The following is a 14,663-nucleotide window of genomic DNA, read 5'->3' as shown; positions in this document are numbered from 1 at the left end:
CCCGCCGCTGGAGTCGCTCGCCGTCCAGCCGCTGGTGAACCGCGACTACGAGTCCCGTCCCGCCGTGTTCTACCAGCGGCTGCGCGCCGAGTACGGTCCGGTCGCGCCCGTGGACGTCCTCGGGGTTCCCGCGTGGCTCGTCATCGGCTACCCGCAGACGCTGGACATCCTGCGCGACACGCGGGGGATCTGGAGCAAGCGGCTCGACTCCTGGCGGGCGCGCAGGGAGGGCCGCGTCCCCGCCGACTGGCCGCTGCTGCCGGCGTTCGAGGTCGACAACTCGGTGTTCCGCGACGGCGCCGAGCTCACCCGGCTGCGCGGCGCGTGGAGCGAGGGCCTGCGACCGTTCCAGGACCGCACGCGGACGCAGGCCAAGGAGCTGGAGCGCGACATCAGGCGGTACGCCGACGAACTGATCACCGTGCTGTCGGAGAGCGGCGGCCGCAGCGGCTGGGCCGACCTGTCGGCGCAGTACGCCCGGCCGCTGCCGCTGATGATCGTGAACCGGCTGCTCGGCGCCCAGTCCGGCCGCGGCGACGAGATCATCATGGACATGTGGCGGATGCTGGACGCCGGGCCGGACGCCGCCGAGGCCGCGTTGCGCCTCTCCACCGAGGTCGCCGGTGTCTGCGCGGCCAAGATGACCTCACCCGGTGAGGACCTCCCGTCCTACATGCTCGCCGCGGTCCCCGACCTGACCGTCGACGAGCTCACCCGCGAGATGACCATGCTGATCGGGCTGGTCGGCGACTACACCGGAACGCTGACCTGCAACACGATCGCCGAGGTGATCCTCGGGGAGACGGGGGTCCGCGACAGCATCTCCGCCGGGATGCTGCCGGAGGCGGTCAACCGGGCCGCGATCATCAGCCCGCCGATGGCCAACCTGACGTTCCGGTGGCCGAAGACCGACGTGCGCGTCGGCCGGTTCCTGATCGCCGCCGGGGACCCGGTCATGCTCTCGCCCGCCGCCGCGCACCTGGACCCGGCGTTCACCGGCGCCATGGACCCCGACGCGATCTACAGCTCCCGCGCGCATCTGGCCTGGGGCGCGGGGCCGCACGCCTGCATCGGCCGCGACCTCGCCACGACCATCACCACGATCGCGGTGGAGCGGCTGTTCGAGCGGTTCTCGGCGCTGCGGCTCGCGCTGCCCGCCGACCAGCTTCCCTGGCGGTCGTCGCCCATGATGCGCGGGCTGCGGTCGCTACCGGTCAACTACGAGCTGGCCGCGGACTCGCCCGAGCCGCCGCCCGCGGCGCCCGCCGAGGCGGAGGCGGCGCCCGGGCAGGACGCCTCGGCCGAGACCGAGTCAAGGTCGCTGGTCCGGCGCGTCCTGCGGATCATGCGCCTGTCCCAGCCCTGAGGCGGGCGGGCCCGGGAGCCGCCCGGACGGGTCAGGGCGCGCCGATACCGTCCAGCTCCACGGTCCACACGCCGTCCATGAACTCCGAGAGCGTGAGCCGCAACTCCAGGGCGGAGCGCCCCTCCTGCGCCGTCCACAGCGGGAACGCCACGTGGAAGGCCCGCCCTTCGCCGGCGGCCTGCTCGACGCCGGTCACCTCGATCCCGTCGAAGGCACTGTCCGGCGGGCTGATCAGATCGAGCCCGCGTCCCCCGATCGCGCCGGACATGTCGGACGCGCTGAGCCGGCGCCCCTCGGTCAGCGTCTCCAGTTCCGCGTAGTCGCCCCCGACCAGCAGGGCGACCACGACCCGAACGGCGTTCACGCCCTCCTGCGGCAGCATGCGCCACACCGTACCGCCCGCGGCCGGGGCCCGGTCCCCGGGATCGGGCCATGTTTGGGCACGTCCGCCCGGGAACGCTCTCCTCCGTAGGCGCGCAGGGAGGACGAATCACACGATGCCAGACAAGAGCGATAAGCACGGCGCGAAGCTGGACGACGAGATCGACCGCGAGACGCGGGGCATGGTCAGCGGCGGTCACCCCACCCGCGCGGAGGAGTTCCGGGAGACCGAGCCCTACTCCGACGACGACCCCGGGGACCCGGTCGAGAACGTCGCCGGCGAGCGCGAGGGCTCCCCGCCCGGGATGAGCGGGCGGGACGTCGAGGAGCGCAGCGCCCTGGCCCGGATGCTCACCGGCGTCCGGTACCCGGCGCGGCCGAACGAGCTGGTCCGGCACGCGGCCGAGGGCGGCGCACCGGACGAGGCGGTCGAGGCCCTGCGGTCCCTGCCCCGGCGCGAGTACGAGAACGTCGCCGACGTGGCGGAGGAACTCGGCTACGGCCGCGAGGAACGCCGCTACTGACCCGTCACCGAGTGACCTGTCACCGGCCGACCTGTCACCGGCCGACCTGTCACCGGCCAGGCCGCCGCGGGGTTCACCGCCCCGCGGCGGCGCGTTCGCGGAGCAGCGGGATCTGGCCGCCGGCGGCGACCAGGTCCCGCTGCCGCGGCGACAGGCGGTGCCGCGCCCGGTACGTCTCGCCCTTGGTGGTGTTGCGCACCTCGACCTCGTTCCCCGCCTTCAGTGCGTCGCGGACGTTCCGGATGCGCAGGACGTCGCCCTGCTCGACACGGTCGTAGCCGGCCTCGTCGGCGAATTCGAGCGGCAGGATCCCGAAGTTGACGAGGTTCTGCCAGTGGATGCGGGCGTACCCGCGGACGAGGACCAGCCGGAGCCCGAGGTGGCGGGGCGCGATCGCGGCGTGCTCGCGCGAGGAGCCCTGCCCGTAGTTGCGGCCGCCGACCACGGCGTGCGGCCCGGCCGCCCGCGCCCGCTCCGGGTAGCCCTCGTCGAGCCGGGTGAACGCGAAGTCCGCCAGCCTGGCGATGTCGCTGCGGTACGGGAGGGCGCGCGCGCCCGCCTGGAGGATCTCGTCGGTGGACACGTCGTCGCCGACCTTGATGACGACCGGGACCTCGAGTTCGTCGGGCAGCGGGTCCAGGTCGGGGAGGACGCCGATGCTCGGCGCCTTCTCCAGCTCGACGGCGCGGGCCTCCTCCTCCGGCGGCGGGCCTTCGAGCATCTCCCGGTTGACGCTGGACCTGTCCGGCAGCCGGACGGCGGGCGGGTCCATGTCCAGGTCGCGCGGGTCGGTGATCCGGCTGGTGAGCGCGGCCGCGGCGGCGGTCTCGGGTGAGCAGAGCCAGACCCGGTCGTCCTTGGTACCGGACCGGCCCGGGAAGTTGCGCGGGAACGTCCGGAGGCTGTTGCGGCCGATCGCGGGCGCCTGCCCCATGCCGATGCAGCCGAGGCACCCCGCCTGGTGGATGCGGGCGCCCGCCTGGATCAGGTCCGCGGTCGCACCCGTCCGGGTCAGGTCGACGAGGATCTGCCGGGACGTCGGGTTGACGTCCAGCGACACCTGCGGCGGCACCTGCCGGCCCTTGACGATCGCGGCGACGGACGCGAAGTCGCGCAGGCCCGGGTTCGCCGACGAACCGACGACGACCTGGTGGACCTCCTCCCCCGCCACCTCGCGCACCGGCACGACGTCGCCGGGCGAGCCGGGGCGGGCGATCAGCGGCTCCAGCGACGACAGGTCGATCTCCTCGGTGACGTCGTAGGCCGCGTCCGGATCGGCGACGATCTCGGTGAAGTCGTCCTCGCGTCCCTCGCCGCGCAGGAACTCCCGGACCCGCTCGTCCGCCGGGAACACCGTCGTCGTCGCGCCCAGCTCGGCGCCCATGTTCGCGATGACGTGCCGGTCCATCGCGGTCAGCGAGGCGAGGCCGGGGCCGTGGTACTCGATGACGCGGTTGACGCCGCCGCGCACGCCGTGCCGCCGCAGCATCTCCAGGATCACGTCCTTGGCGCTCAGCCACGGCGGAAGCTCGCCGGTCAGCCGGACGCCCCAGACCTCCGGCATCGTGACGTGCAGCGGCTCCCCCGCCATCGCCATCGCGACCTCCAGCCCGCCGACGCCGACCGCGAGCATGCCGAGCGACCCGGCGGCGCAGGTGTGGGAGTCGGAGCCGACCATCGTGGCGCCGGGCACCCCGAACCGCTGCATGTGCGTGGGATGCGAGACGCCGTTGCCCGCCTTGGAGTACCAGAGGCCGTAGCGGCGGCACGCCGACCGCAGGAAGATGTGGTCGGCCATGTTGCGCTCGTCGGCCTGGAGAAGGTTGTGGTCGACGTACTGGACCGACACGTCGGTCCGGACCCGGTCCAGGTCGAGGGCCTCCAGCTCCAGCATCACCATCGTGCCGGTGGCGTCCTGGGTGAGCGTCTGGTCGACGCGGACGCCGATCTCGCCGCCGGGCGTCATCTCGCCGCTCACCAGATGCGACGCGATCAGCTTGCGGGCGACGTTCCGGCCGCCCGTGGTGCGCTTCCCCGTGCTACGTGCCTCGGTGCCGTCCGCCATGGTCGAGTCCTCCGTCGATCGGCTGCGGTTCGTGGACGGGCCGGTCGGCGGGCGGTCCGCACCACTGGTTCAGGGCGTCGCGGATCGCCGCCGCGCGCCGGTCGGGCGCCGTCTCGTCGGTCGCCCACGCGATGTAGCCGTCCGGCCGCACCAGCGCCGTCGTGCGGGTCGCGGCGCCGGCCGGCGCGCAGTGCACGCGGCCGGCCCACCGCTTGGTCGCCAGGTAGGTCACCGCCGGGTCGTTCGCCGCGACCACCAGCACGAAGGCGCCGTCGCCGAGCAGCCGGAAGAGCCGTCCCGGGCTGCCCGCCAGCGGGACGTCCGGCGCCCGCCTCCCGGTCAGCCGGTGGGAACCGCGCGGCGCCGGGTAGGCGATGTCGATGCCGGAGACGGCGCCCGCCAGCCGCCGCGCGACCGGCCGGGTGCGGGTCGCCGCCCACGCCGCGGCGGTCCGGGCCCGGCGCAGCCAGAGCGGCTCGGCGAGGACGAACCGCAGCGCCGCGCCGCTGCCGCGCACGACGAGGCGCCCGATCGGGTGGCGCTCCTCGTGGTAGCTGTCGAGCAGCCACGACGGCGCCCAGCCCCGCAGCTCGGCCGCCAGCTTCCATCCCAGGTTCGCGGCGTCCTGGATCCCGGTGTTCATGCCTTGCCCGCCCGCGGGCGTATGGACGTGCGCGGCGTCGCCCGCGAGGAACACGCGGCCGACCCGGTACTTCGGAACCTGGCGCTCGTCGCTGTGGAAGCGGGACGTCCAGCGCGGGTCGTGCATGCCGTGGTCGGTGCCGAGCGCGCGGCGCGTCACGTCCCGCAGCTCGTCCATGTCGACGGGCTCGGAGTCGGCCGGCTGGTGGCGCCGGTTCCAGGCGATCACCCGGTACCAGCCGTCGCCGAACGGCGCCAGGAACGCGAACGCGTCGCCGACCGCGTTGACGGTGAGGACGTCCGCGGGCGCGTCCTCCAGCCGGACGTCGGCCAGCATCACCGACCGCACCGCCGAGTGGCCCGGGAAGGGCAGCCCCAGCGAGCGCCGGACGGTGCTGCGGACCCCGTCGGTGCCGGCGACGTAGGACGCCCGCCGGGTCTGCTCGCCGCCGGACATCCGCACGTCGACGTCGACGCCCGCCGCGTCCTGGCGCAGCCCGGTGACCTCGGCGCCGTGCACGATCTCCGCGCCCGCGGCCAGCGCCCGTTCCCGCAGCACGCGCTCGGTCTCGTACTGCGGCGTGACCAGCACGTACGGGAAGCGGCCCGGCAGCCGGGAAAGGTCGAGGCTGGTCGTGCGCAGCACCTGCACGGCCCCGACGCGCTCGCCCGTCCCCACGAGTTCGTCGGCGACGCCCCGCGCGTCCAGCATCTCCAGCGTGCGGGCGTGCACGGCGAACGCCCGCGTCAGGTTGCTCGTCTCCTCGTCGCGGCGTTCCAGCACCGTGCAGCCGATCCCGGCCGAGGCCAGGTCCCCCGCCAGCAGGAGGCCGGTCGGTCCCGCCCCGACGATCAGCACGTTCCCCGACGGCTTGCCCGTGGTCGGCCTCCCGGTGGGCGACATCACGCTCCCCTCTCGCGCTCGCGGGCCGCGGCCCCGGCCCCTCGCCCTGGGAACACTTCCCACGGAACGCCGCTCCTCACCTGCCGGAGCCGCCGCGTGGCAGGCGTTTTCGCCGCTTTCCCCCGCCGCCGGTCAGCCCCGCACGCGGCGGTCCGCGCCCGCCCGTACCCGCTCCCGGAGCCGGAACTTCTGGATCTTGCCGGTGGACGTCTTCGGCAGCCCGGTCACGAACTCCACCGAGTCGGGCGCCTTGAACCGGGCGAGGCTCTCCCGGACGTGCCCGACCAGCTCGGCCTCGGTCGCGGAGTGCCCGTCGCGGAGCACGACGAACGCCTTGGGGCGCTCGCCCCATTTCCCGTCCGGCATCGCGACGACCGCGACCTCCAGGACGCCCGGATGCGAGTCGATCGCGCGCTCCACCTCGACCGTGGAGATGTTCTCGCCGCCGGAGATGATGATGTCCTTGGACCGGTCGCGCAGCTCGACGTATCCGTCCGGGTGGCGGACGCCGAGGTCGCCGGAGTGGAACCAGCCGCCCCGGAACGCCTTCGCGGTCGCCTCCTCGTCACGGTGGTAGCCCTTCATGACGTTGTTGCCGCGCATGACGATCTCGCCGAGCGTCTCCCCGTCCGCCGGGACGTCGTTCATGTCCTCGTCGACGACGCGCAGCCCGTCGGTCTGGATCATGCCGACGCCCTGCCGGGCCAGCAGCCGGGCCCGCTCCGGCGCGGGCATCGCGGGCCATCCGGGCTGGGGCTCGCACACCGAGTACGGCCCGTAGGTCTCGGTCAGCCCGTACACGTGGACGATGCCGGCCCCGAGCGCCTCCATCTGCCCGATGACCGTGGGGCTCGGCGGCGCGCCCGCGGTCGTGACGGTCAGCGGCCGCTCCAGCGGATGCGCCTCGGGCGCGTTCGCGATCGTCACCAGCACGGTCGGCGCGCCGTTGAGGTGCGTGACGCCCTCGGTGTCGATGAGCCGCCACACCTCGGCGGCGACGACGGCGCGCAGGCACACCTGCGTCCCCCCGATCGCGGCGAGCGCCCACGGCGTGCACCATCCGTTGCAGTGGAACATGGGGAGCGTCCACAGATAGACGCTCTCGGGCGTGTGCCGCGAGTGCGTCACCTCGCCGAGCGCGTTGAGGTACGCGCCGCGGTGGGTGTAGACGACGCCCTTCGGCCGTCCCGTGGTGCCGGACGTGTAGTTGATCGAGATGGGGGCGTTCTCGTCGGCCGCCCGCCAGGGCAGCGGATCGTCCGAGCCGCGTGCCAGCAGCTCCTCGTAGGTGGCGCCACCGACCGCCGGGTCGGGCTCGGCCCCGATGGCCGGGATCGTGACGACCTCGGGCAGGCCGCCCGCGAGCGGCGCCACGGACGGATGCAGTCCCGCGTCCACGACCAGCGCCTTCGCCCCCGAATGGTCGAGGATGTACTGGATCTCCCCGGGGGCCAGCCGCGTGTTGATCGCGACGAGGACGGCCCCGGCCAGCGGCACGCCGAAGTGCGCCACCAGCAGCTCGGGGACGTTCGGCGCCAGGTAGGCCACCCGGTCGCCCGGCCCGATGCCCGACGCCCGCAGCGCGTTCGCGAGCCGGGTCGCCTCCGCCGCGAACTCCCCGTAGGTCGCGCGGCGGTCCCCGTAGGTGTAGGCGGTCTTGCCCGGGAACACCTCCGCCGACCGCTTGAGGAAGGCGAGCGGGGTGAGCGCCGTGTGGCCTGGGCCGTCGTCCATCGGAAGCCTCCGGTGCCGCGGGAGAGGGATGTGACCTGTGTCTCAATCATCCCACGGTGCGCGGCCCCGCGCCGGACCCGCCGCCCCGGCGGGCCGCGCTCAGCCTCCGGCGGCGGTCAGCAGGGACACGGCGGCGACGGTCGCGTAGCCGCGCCACTCCAGTTCCGCGGCGGGCGAGTAGCTGGCGAAGTCGACCCGCCAGCCGCCGTCGTCCTGCTGCTGGTCGTCCAGGCGTTGCAGCTCGGCGGCAATGACCTCCGGGGCGAAGAGGGCACGCGCCGGGCCGCCGGGATGAGGCGCGAAGTCGAGCGGCCGCATCGTCTCGTCCTCCAGCCCGCCCTCGACACGGACGAGGCCGTCCTCCGGGATGCGGTTGCGGAGCAGCTCGATGACCTCGGTGTCGCGGACGGCGTCGGCCAACCCCACGGTGAAGGCCAGTTCCATGGCCCCAAGTTCGTCCTTCGTCCGCACGGTGTCGAGGCAGTAGCGCGTGGCCCGGCCGAGCCAGGGATGGCCGGCGACCGCCTTGTCGTGGACGGCGGCGCGCTGCGCGTTCGCCGCCACCACCGCGGTGATCTGCAGCGACGAGACCTCCGGATCGGCGCCCGACCAGAACGGCGCGCACCCCGCCGCGTCGGGGATGGGCAGCGCGAACGGCAGGCCGCCGTCCGGCAGCGTCACCGACTCCAGCCAGTCGCAGAGCGCGGCGGCCTCGGGGACCGTGGCGGGGGCCAGTTCCGCGAAGACCTCGAACGCGTGCAGGGCGGGCCCCGGCTGGCTCGTCCTCGACCGGAGGTCGGGCTCAAGGCCGTGGCCGTAGCCGCCGTCGGGGTTGCGGTAGGCGTTCAGTGCGGCGCGCAGCGCGTCCCGGTCCCCCTCACCGGTCAGGACCTCGAACCGGCGGCGGTCGAGCGTGCGCGCGTGCGTGGCCATGAAGTCGGATGCCTTGTCAAGGTTCATGACTCCAGCGTGGCCGCCGCCTCCGCATCCGTCTTGTAGCTTTCGGCCATCACCAGGTAAGGAAGAGCTCCCTGGGCGAACGATGGATGAGGTTGGGCAGCATCTCCACCGGTCCTTCCAGCCGCAGGCCGGGCAGTTCCCTGGTCAGCGTCTCCAGCGTGATCCGGAGCTGCTCGCGGGCGAGGTGCGCGCCGGGGCACGCGTGGACGCCGTGCCCGAACGCCAGGTGCCGCGCGGGCTCGCGTGTGATGTCGAACTCGTCGGGGCGTTCATGGGCGCCGGGGTCGCGTCCGGCCGCGCCGAAGGCGACGAAGATTTCGGCGCCCTCGGGCAGATGGGTTCCCGCCAGAGTGACGGGACGGGTGGTGACCCGCCGGAAGCCCTGGACGGCCGTGTCGTACCGGGCCGCCTCCTCGACCGCGGCCGGGATCAGCCCGGGCCGGCCGCACAGCATCTCCCACTGCCTCCGGTGGCGCAGCAGATGCAGCACGGCCGTGCCGATCAGGGCGGTCGTCGTCAGGTGGCCGGCGAGCAGCAGGTTCTGCAGGTTCGAGATGAGCGTGCCGTGCGGCTCGATCCCCCTGATCATCTCGCCGCACAGATCGTCGCCCGGTTCCCCGTCGCGGCCGCGCACGAGGGCGTCCAGGACCCGCTTCATGCCGGCGACGTCCCGGGCCGCCGCGACCTGCTCGTCCGTCTCCATCTCGCGGAAGACCAGGTCCTCGGCGCGGTAGCTCCCCTCGATCAGGGCGGGCATGTCCGCGGGGGCGATGCCGAGCAGGTGCCCGAGCACCTCGCCCGGCAGGACCCGTGCGTACCGCCCCATCAGCTCGACGCGCCGTTCCGCCCTGAACGAGGCGACCAGCTCCTCCGCCCGCCCGGCGATGAAGGGCACGGCCGCCGCGACGCGCTTCGGCGAGAGCCCCCGCGAGAGCGGATCGCGCACCCGCCGGTGATCGTCGCCGTCGGCGGTGAGCACGACCGGACGGCCCGCCGGAACCTCCTGCAGCACCGCCACCGCCTCCGGGCCCGGGACCACGTCCGGGCGCATCGCGTTCGCCGAGGAGAAGGTCTCCGGATCGCGCAGCACCGTCCGCGCGTCGGCGTGCCGGGCGACGAGCCACGCGTCCAGATCGGGGACGAACGTCAGCCCTTCGGCCTTCCTGGCCCGCGCGTAATGGGGATAGGGGTCCTGACGGTCGAAGTCCACGGTCCTCCCTCCACGCCGACGATCAACCCACCGTAGTACCGCCAGAAAGGGGATGCGCGCGGGGAATCGCCCGGCCTAGCCTGCCGGCATGGAGGTCACCTTCGAACGTACGGGTGAACGCCGGTACGCGACCGTCATCGCCCTTCCGGGGCTGAATCCCCGCCGCTGGGACCCCGCGCCCGGGTTCGACGAGAACATCCCGCACGACCTCGTCCACTATCTGGCCGAAGCGGAACTGGGGCTGAGGTTCGGCGTCTACGGACGGGCCGCGGCGGGCGGCGGCGGCTTCACGGCGATGACCGATACGCCCGGCGATCCGCGCCGCCGGACCCGGGAACAGCGCAGGATGAAGAAGCGCGAGGCGTCCCTCGCCAGGGCGGACCGCGGCGACATGGCCCGCTCGGAGTACTTCGCGGGCCTGTGCGACGTCGTCTGGCGCCACCGCGCCGGCGCCGAGACGCCCGGGTGGGCCGACGGCAAGTCGGTCCCGCCCGAGGACCTGCCCACCGTCGACCGCATCCTGAACCGCCTGGACGAGTCGGCGCCGCTCTGGCGCGACCTGCCCGTAGGCGGCTCGCTCACCTTCACCTGGCCGGACACGACCGTGAACGTGAACCGCTAGCCCGCCCGGAGCGCGAGCCCCAGCGCACGGAACTGCTCCACCGGCCGGTGGTAGCCGCGCTCGATGTGGTGGACGCCCCGCAGCGTCGACGGCCCCTCGGCCACCGCCGCCGCCAGCACCGCCGAGAACCCGGCCCGGATGTCGGGCATGGTCACGTCACCGCCGCGAAGCTTGCTGACCCCCCGCACGACGGCCGAGTGCAGCGCCGCCGTGTCGTGGTACCGGCACGCGGGACCGCCGAGGCAGGTGTCGTAGACCTCGATCTCCGCGCCCATGCTCTGCAGCGCCGGCACGTAGGCGAGCCGGTTCTCGTACACGGTCTCGTGCAGGACGGACATGCCCTCCGCCTGCGTGAACAGCACCATCAGGGGCGTCTGCCAGTCCGTCGCGAAGCCGGGATGGGTGTCGGTCTGCACGGCCGCGGGACTCAGCCCGTCCGGCGCCGACGCCATGATCCAGTCATCGGTGATCTCGAACTCGGCGCCCATCCTGGCCAGCGTCGTGATCGCGGTGACCAGCCGGTCCTGCGGGCAGCCGTGCACCCGCACCTCTCCCCGCGTGACCAGCCCCGCCACCAGGTAGGAGAACGCCTCGATCCGGTCGCCCTCCAGCCGGGTCAGCGCACCGTTCAGCCGCTCGACGCCCTCCACCACGATCCGGCGGTCGGGCGCGAAGGAGATCCGCGCCCCCATCCGCTGGAGGAACAGCGCCAGCTCGATGATCTCCGGCTCGGTGGCGGCGTTGCGGATGACGGTCTTGCCCTGCGCCCGCACGGCCGCCAGCAGCACCGTCTCGGTGGCGCCGACGCTGGGATACGGCAGCTCGATCCGCGCCCCCACGAGGCGCGACGCCCGCGCGTGGATCCCGTCGGCCGCGTGCGTCATCTCGGCCCCGAACGCCCTGAGCGCGTCCACATGGAAGTCGACCGGCCGCCTGCCGATCGGGTCGCCGCCGACCAGCGGCACGAACGCCTCGCCCGTCAGATGCAGGAGCGGCCCGAGCATCAGGATCGGGATGCGGTTCAGCCCGGTGAACGCCTTGCCGACGCTCGGGTCCGTCACGGGGCCCGGCACGACGGTCACGTCCCCGTCGGCCCGCTCCACGGTCATGCCGACGTGCTCAAGCATCCCGGCCGTGATCCCGACCTCGCCGACGTCCGGGGCGTTGCCGATCGTGCTCGGGCCGTCCCCCAGCATCGCCGCGACCATGTGCTTGCTGACCGCGTTCTTCGCCCCCCGCACGGTGACGTCCCCGCGCAACGGCCCTGACGGTTCGATCTGCCACAACTTCTCAGCCACCCGAGCAGCCTACGTCCTCACCGCGAACCACTCGCCCGGCTTCACCGCAACCGCCATCAACGTCACGCTTTATCCGCCGCTCCGGCCCGGTCAGTGGCCGTCCTCGATCACGGGAGCGAGGCCGTCGAGCAGCCGGTCCAGCCCGCGGGCGAAGGTCTGCTCGACGTCGGGCGGCGCGGACACGCTGAACATGCGGGGGCCAAGGCCGGCGGCCGCGTGCTCGGCCAGTTCCGGCTCCTTGGACCGGGAGCCAGGACAGGACCGGCGACCATGGTCAACCGGACGGCCCACGGATGCCGCCCCCCGCGACGCGGGCGGACGGGCCAGTGCAGATGCCCCTTCACGCTGACAGGAGCCCTTCACCGTCGCGGGCGGCCACCCAGCCGAGACTGTGCCGGCTGATCCGGTTCCACCAGCCGGCGACGGCCCGGCCGCCGTGCGACCGGACCAGATCGACCATCTCGTCATCGGTGATGGGGCCACGCCACACATAGGAGATCGCTGTGCTCAGCGCCGGCATTACCGCCTTCCTTCCAGGCACGGCCCTTGCCTCGACCCCGGCGACGCAGGCACGGATCACCTGCGTCCGCGTCATCAAGGCCAGGCCGGGGCCCAGGCCTCGCGCTCCAGGGGTCAGACAGCGGTCCGGCCGGGGTCCTGCGGGAGACCGTTCAGTGCCGTTTCCGCGGCCCGCATCACCGCGGCCGGCAACTGCGCGAGCGGAGCTCCCCGGCGGAGGTGCGCCACGGCACCGCCGATCACCGCGCCCACCAGCGAGCCGATGACGGCGTGCGCGGTCGGCTCGTCGAGCACCTCCGGGAATGCCCGGGCCAAGGCCTCGGACCATTCGGCCTGCGCGTCCAGCAGTTGCCCGAGCGCGACCGCTCGCAGTGCCGGGACGGTGAAGACCAGCTCGGCCCGGATCGCGATCAGGTCCTCGTCGGGCAGGATGGTCCAGTCCCGGTCGACCGTGAACCGTTCGACTCCTCTCATGAGGAGAGCGTGCAGGGACTCGTCCGGGCGCCTCCCGGCGATGACCCGCAGCAGCGCCTCCACCCGTTCCGGCCCGTCGGCGAACACCAGGTCCTGCTTCGCCGGAAAGTAGGCGTAGAACGTCGCCGGCGCCACCTTGGCCACCGCGCAGATGTCGGCGACGGTGGTGGCCTCGTACCCCTTCTCGGCGAACGACCGCAGCCCCGTCTCGATGAGCAGCCGCCGCGTCCGCATCTTCTTGCGTTCGCGGAGCCCGACGCGCTCACCCGTACCAGCACCCATACGGCACACGGTATCCAACGACCACCAGAACCATATAGCCTCCAAACTCAGACACTCTCTGATTCTATACCTCAAGAGCGCTGGATCCTGGCCATGGCCGCGTTCCGCGGCGTGCGGCCGCCAGGGCCGCGTCCGGGTCGCGCAGTCATCGGAAAGAGGGAACCTGCGGATGCGAATAGTGATCGTCGCGGTGGGGTCGCGTGGAGACGTGGCTCCGTACACGGGGCTGGGGGCGCGCCTGCAACAGGCAGGCCATGAGGTGGTCATCGCGGCGCACGAGCCCTTGGGCGGGCTGGTGCGCGGCTGCGGGCTGGAGTACCGGCCGCTGCCGATGGATCTGCGTGCGGAGTTGACGTCCGCCGAGGGCGGGCGCGTCCTTCGCACCTCCCCCCTGGCGCTGGCGCGGTTCGCGCGGATGTACGCCCGGCACTGGTCGCGGATGGCCGACGCGACCCTGGCCGCGGCACAGGGCGCCGACCTGCTCCTGCTGTCGACGATGGGCTGGCTCGGCCTTCACGTGGCCGAGGGGCTGGGCATCCCCAGCCTGGGCGTCTACCTCCAGCCGATGGATCCGACCCGCGAGTTCGCGCCCGCGGTCCTGACCACCCGCTCGCTGGGCCCGGTCGGCAACCGTACGGCCGCCAGGGCGATGCGGGTCGCGGGGCAGCTCCCGTTCCGCTCGGTGGTGAAGGACCTGCGTAAGCGCCTGGATCTGCCGCCCCTGGGCCCCGCCGCGCTGTTCCGCCGGCTGGACCGGACGGGCTGGCCCGTGCATTACGGCTTCAGTCCGCTGGTCGTGCCCCGTCCCGCCGACTGGCCGCCGGAACGCGAGACGGTGGGCTACTGGTGGCCGAAGTCCGACCCGGATTGGCGGCCGCCCGAGCGCCTGACCGACTTTCTCGATGCGGGGCCCCCGCCGGTCTTCGTCGGATTCGGCAGCATGAACGTCGGCGATGGGGCGCGCATGGGCGAACTGGTGGCGGCCGCCCTGCGCCAAGCCGGGGTGCGCGGCGTGATCCAGGCCGGGTGGGGAGAACTCGCGGCCGGTAGCCGCGAGGACATCCTCAGCATCGGGGACGTCCCGCACGAGTGGTTGTTCCCCCGCATGGCCGCGGTCGTGCATCACGGCGGTGCCGGCACCACCGCCGCCGGGCTCCGCGCGGGCGTCCCGACGATCATCGCCCCCAGCGCCGCCGACCAGCCGTTCTGGGCCTCACGCGTGACCGGGCTCGGTGCCGGCTCCAACCTCGGCCCCGTGCGGCGGCTGAGCGCCGGCAGGCTCGCCCAGGCCCTGGGCGAAGCGCCTTCCCAGCGCGGACGGGCCCGTGAGATCAGCGAACGCCTCGCCGAGGAGGACGGTGCCGGGCACGTGGCCAAAGCCATCGCCCGCCTCTGACCACGTGAGCCCCACCACTCTCGATGAACAGATCAAGGAAGGTCGCCATGCAGCACTTCAGGCCGGGCGCGGCGGGCAAGGCCGCTCGCTGGACGGTCGCCGTCGTCACGTTCATCGTCGCGGTGACGTTCGTCGCATTGCTGTACGTCTGGTCCGAGCAGGGTGTCGCAGGGATCGGCGATGCTCGCGACACCCTGGGCGACGACGCATTCTTCATCCTCGCTTTCTTCTTCACCGTCGTCGTGACCGGGGCGGTGCTGCACACGCCGTTCGCCCTACGCGGGGG

Annotated in this window: 15 protein-coding genes; 5 read left to right on the top strand and 10 right to left on the bottom strand. The window is 73.3% G+C overall.

The genetic code is table 11. The annotated features are described in order from the left end of the window. Positions 1 to 1,366, top strand: a 1,366-nt coding sequence (locus tag E1281_RS27275; RefSeq protein ID WP_131882578.1) for a cytochrome P450, incomplete at its 5' end; no start/stop codon positions are given. Between the two features lie 31 nt (positions 1,367 to 1,397). Here E1281_RS27275 and E1281_RS27270 read toward each other — a convergent pair. Beyond that, entirely contained in the window at positions 1,398 to 1,748 is a 351-nt protein-coding gene (locus tag E1281_RS27270; protein WP_131882577.1) for a hypothetical protein, read from the bottom strand. Between the two features lie 115 nt (positions 1,749 to 1,863). Between E1281_RS27270 and E1281_RS27265 the strand changes: the two genes are divergently transcribed. Continuing rightward, complete coding sequence (locus E1281_RS27265; protein WP_131882576.1) at positions 1,864 to 2,271, top strand: DUF2795 domain-containing protein; 408 nt, start codon at positions 1,864 to 1,866, stop codon at positions 2,269 to 2,271. 73 nt (positions 2,272 to 2,344) lie between these two features. Here the strand turns inward: E1281_RS27265 and E1281_RS27260 are convergent, their stop codons facing one another. The 5 genes from E1281_RS27260 to E1281_RS27240 form a co-directional block, all read right to left on the bottom strand. Next, positions 2,345 to 4,336 (bottom strand): aconitate hydratase, encoded by a 1,992-nt coding sequence (locus tag E1281_RS27260; protein WP_131882575.1) that lies wholly within the window; start codon positions 4,334 to 4,336, stop codon positions 2,345 to 2,347. After that, positions 4,311 to 5,882, bottom strand: a complete 1,572-nt coding sequence (locus E1281_RS27255; RefSeq protein ID WP_131882574.1) for an FAD-dependent monooxygenase — start codon at positions 5,880 to 5,882, stop codon at positions 4,311 to 4,313. The genes E1281_RS27260 and E1281_RS27255 overlap by 26 nt, the downstream gene beginning before the upstream one ends. 132 nt (positions 5,883 to 6,014) lie before the next feature. Continuing rightward, positions 6,015 to 7,616 carry an acyl--CoA ligase family protein gene (locus E1281_RS27250; protein ID WP_131882573.1) on the bottom strand — a complete coding sequence of 534 codons (1,602 nt, stop codon included), beginning with the start codon at positions 7,614 to 7,616 and terminating at the stop codon, positions 6,015 to 6,017. 99 nt (positions 7,617 to 7,715) lie between these two features. After that, complete coding sequence (locus E1281_RS27245) at positions 7,716 to 8,576, bottom strand: hypothetical protein (protein ID WP_131882572.1); 861 nt, start codon at positions 8,574 to 8,576, stop codon at positions 7,716 to 7,718. 49 nt (positions 8,577 to 8,625) lie between these two features. Then, on the bottom strand, positions 8,626 to 9,786 hold the full coding sequence (locus E1281_RS27240; RefSeq protein WP_131882571.1) for a cytochrome P450: 1,161 nt from the start codon (positions 9,784 to 9,786) through the stop codon (positions 8,626 to 8,628). An 88-nt stretch (positions 9,787 to 9,874) separates the two neighbouring features. Between E1281_RS27240 and E1281_RS27235 the strand changes: the two genes are divergently transcribed. Continuing rightward, a complete protein-coding gene (locus E1281_RS27235) occupies positions 9,875 to 10,408 on the top strand; it encodes a hypothetical protein (protein WP_131882570.1) in 534 nt (177 codons plus the stop codon). On the opposite strand, the gene murA is transcribed toward E1281_RS27235, so the two are convergent. The 4 genes from murA to E1281_RS27215 form a co-directional block, all read right to left on the bottom strand. After that, positions 10,405 to 11,706, bottom strand: coding sequence for a UDP-N-acetylglucosamine 1-carboxyvinyltransferase (murA, locus tag E1281_RS27230; protein WP_131882569.1), 1,302 nt, complete (start codon positions 11,704 to 11,706; stop codon positions 10,405 to 10,407). The two genes, E1281_RS27235 and murA, sit on opposite strands and share 4 nt — an antisense overlap. A 90-nt stretch (positions 11,707 to 11,796) precedes the next feature. Next, the gene (locus E1281_RS27225; RefSeq protein ID WP_131882568.1) at positions 11,797 to 11,997 is read right to left on the bottom strand and encodes a hypothetical protein; all 201 of its coding nucleotides are present in this window, start codon (positions 11,995 to 11,997) and stop codon (positions 11,797 to 11,799) included. A 49-nt stretch (positions 11,998 to 12,046) separates the two neighbouring features. After that, positions 12,047 to 12,226, bottom strand: a complete 180-nt coding sequence (locus E1281_RS27220; protein ID WP_207943517.1) for a hypothetical protein — start codon at positions 12,224 to 12,226, stop codon at positions 12,047 to 12,049. Between the two features lie 113 nt (positions 12,227 to 12,339). Further along, positions 12,340 to 12,981 carry a TetR/AcrR family transcriptional regulator gene (locus E1281_RS27215; protein ID WP_165959127.1) on the bottom strand — a complete coding sequence of 214 codons (642 nt, stop codon included), beginning with the start codon at positions 12,979 to 12,981 and terminating at the stop codon, positions 12,340 to 12,342. On the opposite strand from E1281_RS27215, the gene E1281_RS27210 reads away from it, so the two are divergent. Together E1281_RS27210 and E1281_RS27205 are read left to right on the top strand one after the other, a co-directional pair. Then, complete coding sequence (locus E1281_RS27210; RefSeq protein ID WP_347813314.1) at positions 12,911 to 14,377, top strand: glycosyltransferase; 1,467 nt, start codon at positions 12,911 to 12,913, stop codon at positions 14,375 to 14,377. The two genes, E1281_RS27215 and E1281_RS27210, sit on opposite strands and share 71 nt — an antisense overlap. A gap of 47 nt (positions 14,378 to 14,424) precedes the next feature. After that, positions 14,425 to 14,663: hypothetical protein (locus E1281_RS27205; protein ID WP_131882565.1), on the top strand; the 239-nt coding region annotated here is incomplete at its 3' end.

The organism is Actinomadura sp. KC345 (genome assembly GCF_004348515.1).
GTDB lineage: Bacteria > Actinomycetota > Actinomycetes > Streptosporangiales > Streptosporangiaceae > Spirillospora.
The sequence above is the reverse complement of the archived record's forward strand: the minus strand, read 5'-3'. Positions and strand labels throughout refer to the sequence as shown.

Excerpts from the sequence above, each read along its gene's own strand:
- E1281_RS27270 (WP_131882577.1), bottom strand. The coding sequence starts at position 1,748 with ATGCTGCCGCAGGAGGGCGTGAACGCCGTTCGGGTCGTGGTCGCCCTG.
- E1281_RS27265 (WP_131882576.1), top strand. The coding sequence starts at position 1,864 with ATGCCAGACAAGAGCGATAAGCACGGCGCGAAGCTGGACGACGAGATC.
- E1281_RS27260 (WP_131882575.1), bottom strand. The coding sequence starts at position 4,336 with ATGGCGGACGGCACCGAGGCACGTAGCACGGGGAAGCGCACCACGGGC.
- E1281_RS27255 (WP_131882574.1), bottom strand. The coding sequence starts at position 5,882 with ATGTCGCCCACCGGGAGGCCGACCACGGGCAAGCCGTCGGGGAACGTG.
- E1281_RS27250 (WP_131882573.1), bottom strand. The coding sequence starts at position 7,616 with ATGGACGACGGCCCAGGCCACACGGCGCTCACCCCGCTCGCCTTCCTC.
- E1281_RS27245 (WP_131882572.1), bottom strand. The coding sequence starts at position 8,576 with ATGAACCTTGACAAGGCATCCGACTTCATGGCCACGCACGCGCGCACG.
- E1281_RS27235 (WP_131882570.1), top strand. The coding sequence starts at position 9,875 with ATGGAGGTCACCTTCGAACGTACGGGTGAACGCCGGTACGCGACCGTC.
- E1281_RS27220 (WP_207943517.1), bottom strand. The coding sequence starts at position 12,226 with ATGCCGGCGCTGAGCACAGCGATCTCCTATGTGTGGCGTGGCCCCATC.
- E1281_RS27210 (WP_347813314.1), top strand. The coding sequence starts at position 12,911 with ATGAGCAGCCGCCGCGTCCGCATCTTCTTGCGTTCGCGGAGCCCGACG.
- E1281_RS27215 (WP_165959127.1), bottom strand. The coding sequence starts at position 12,981 with ATGGGTGCTGGTACGGGTGAGCGCGTCGGGCTCCGCGAACGCAAGAAG.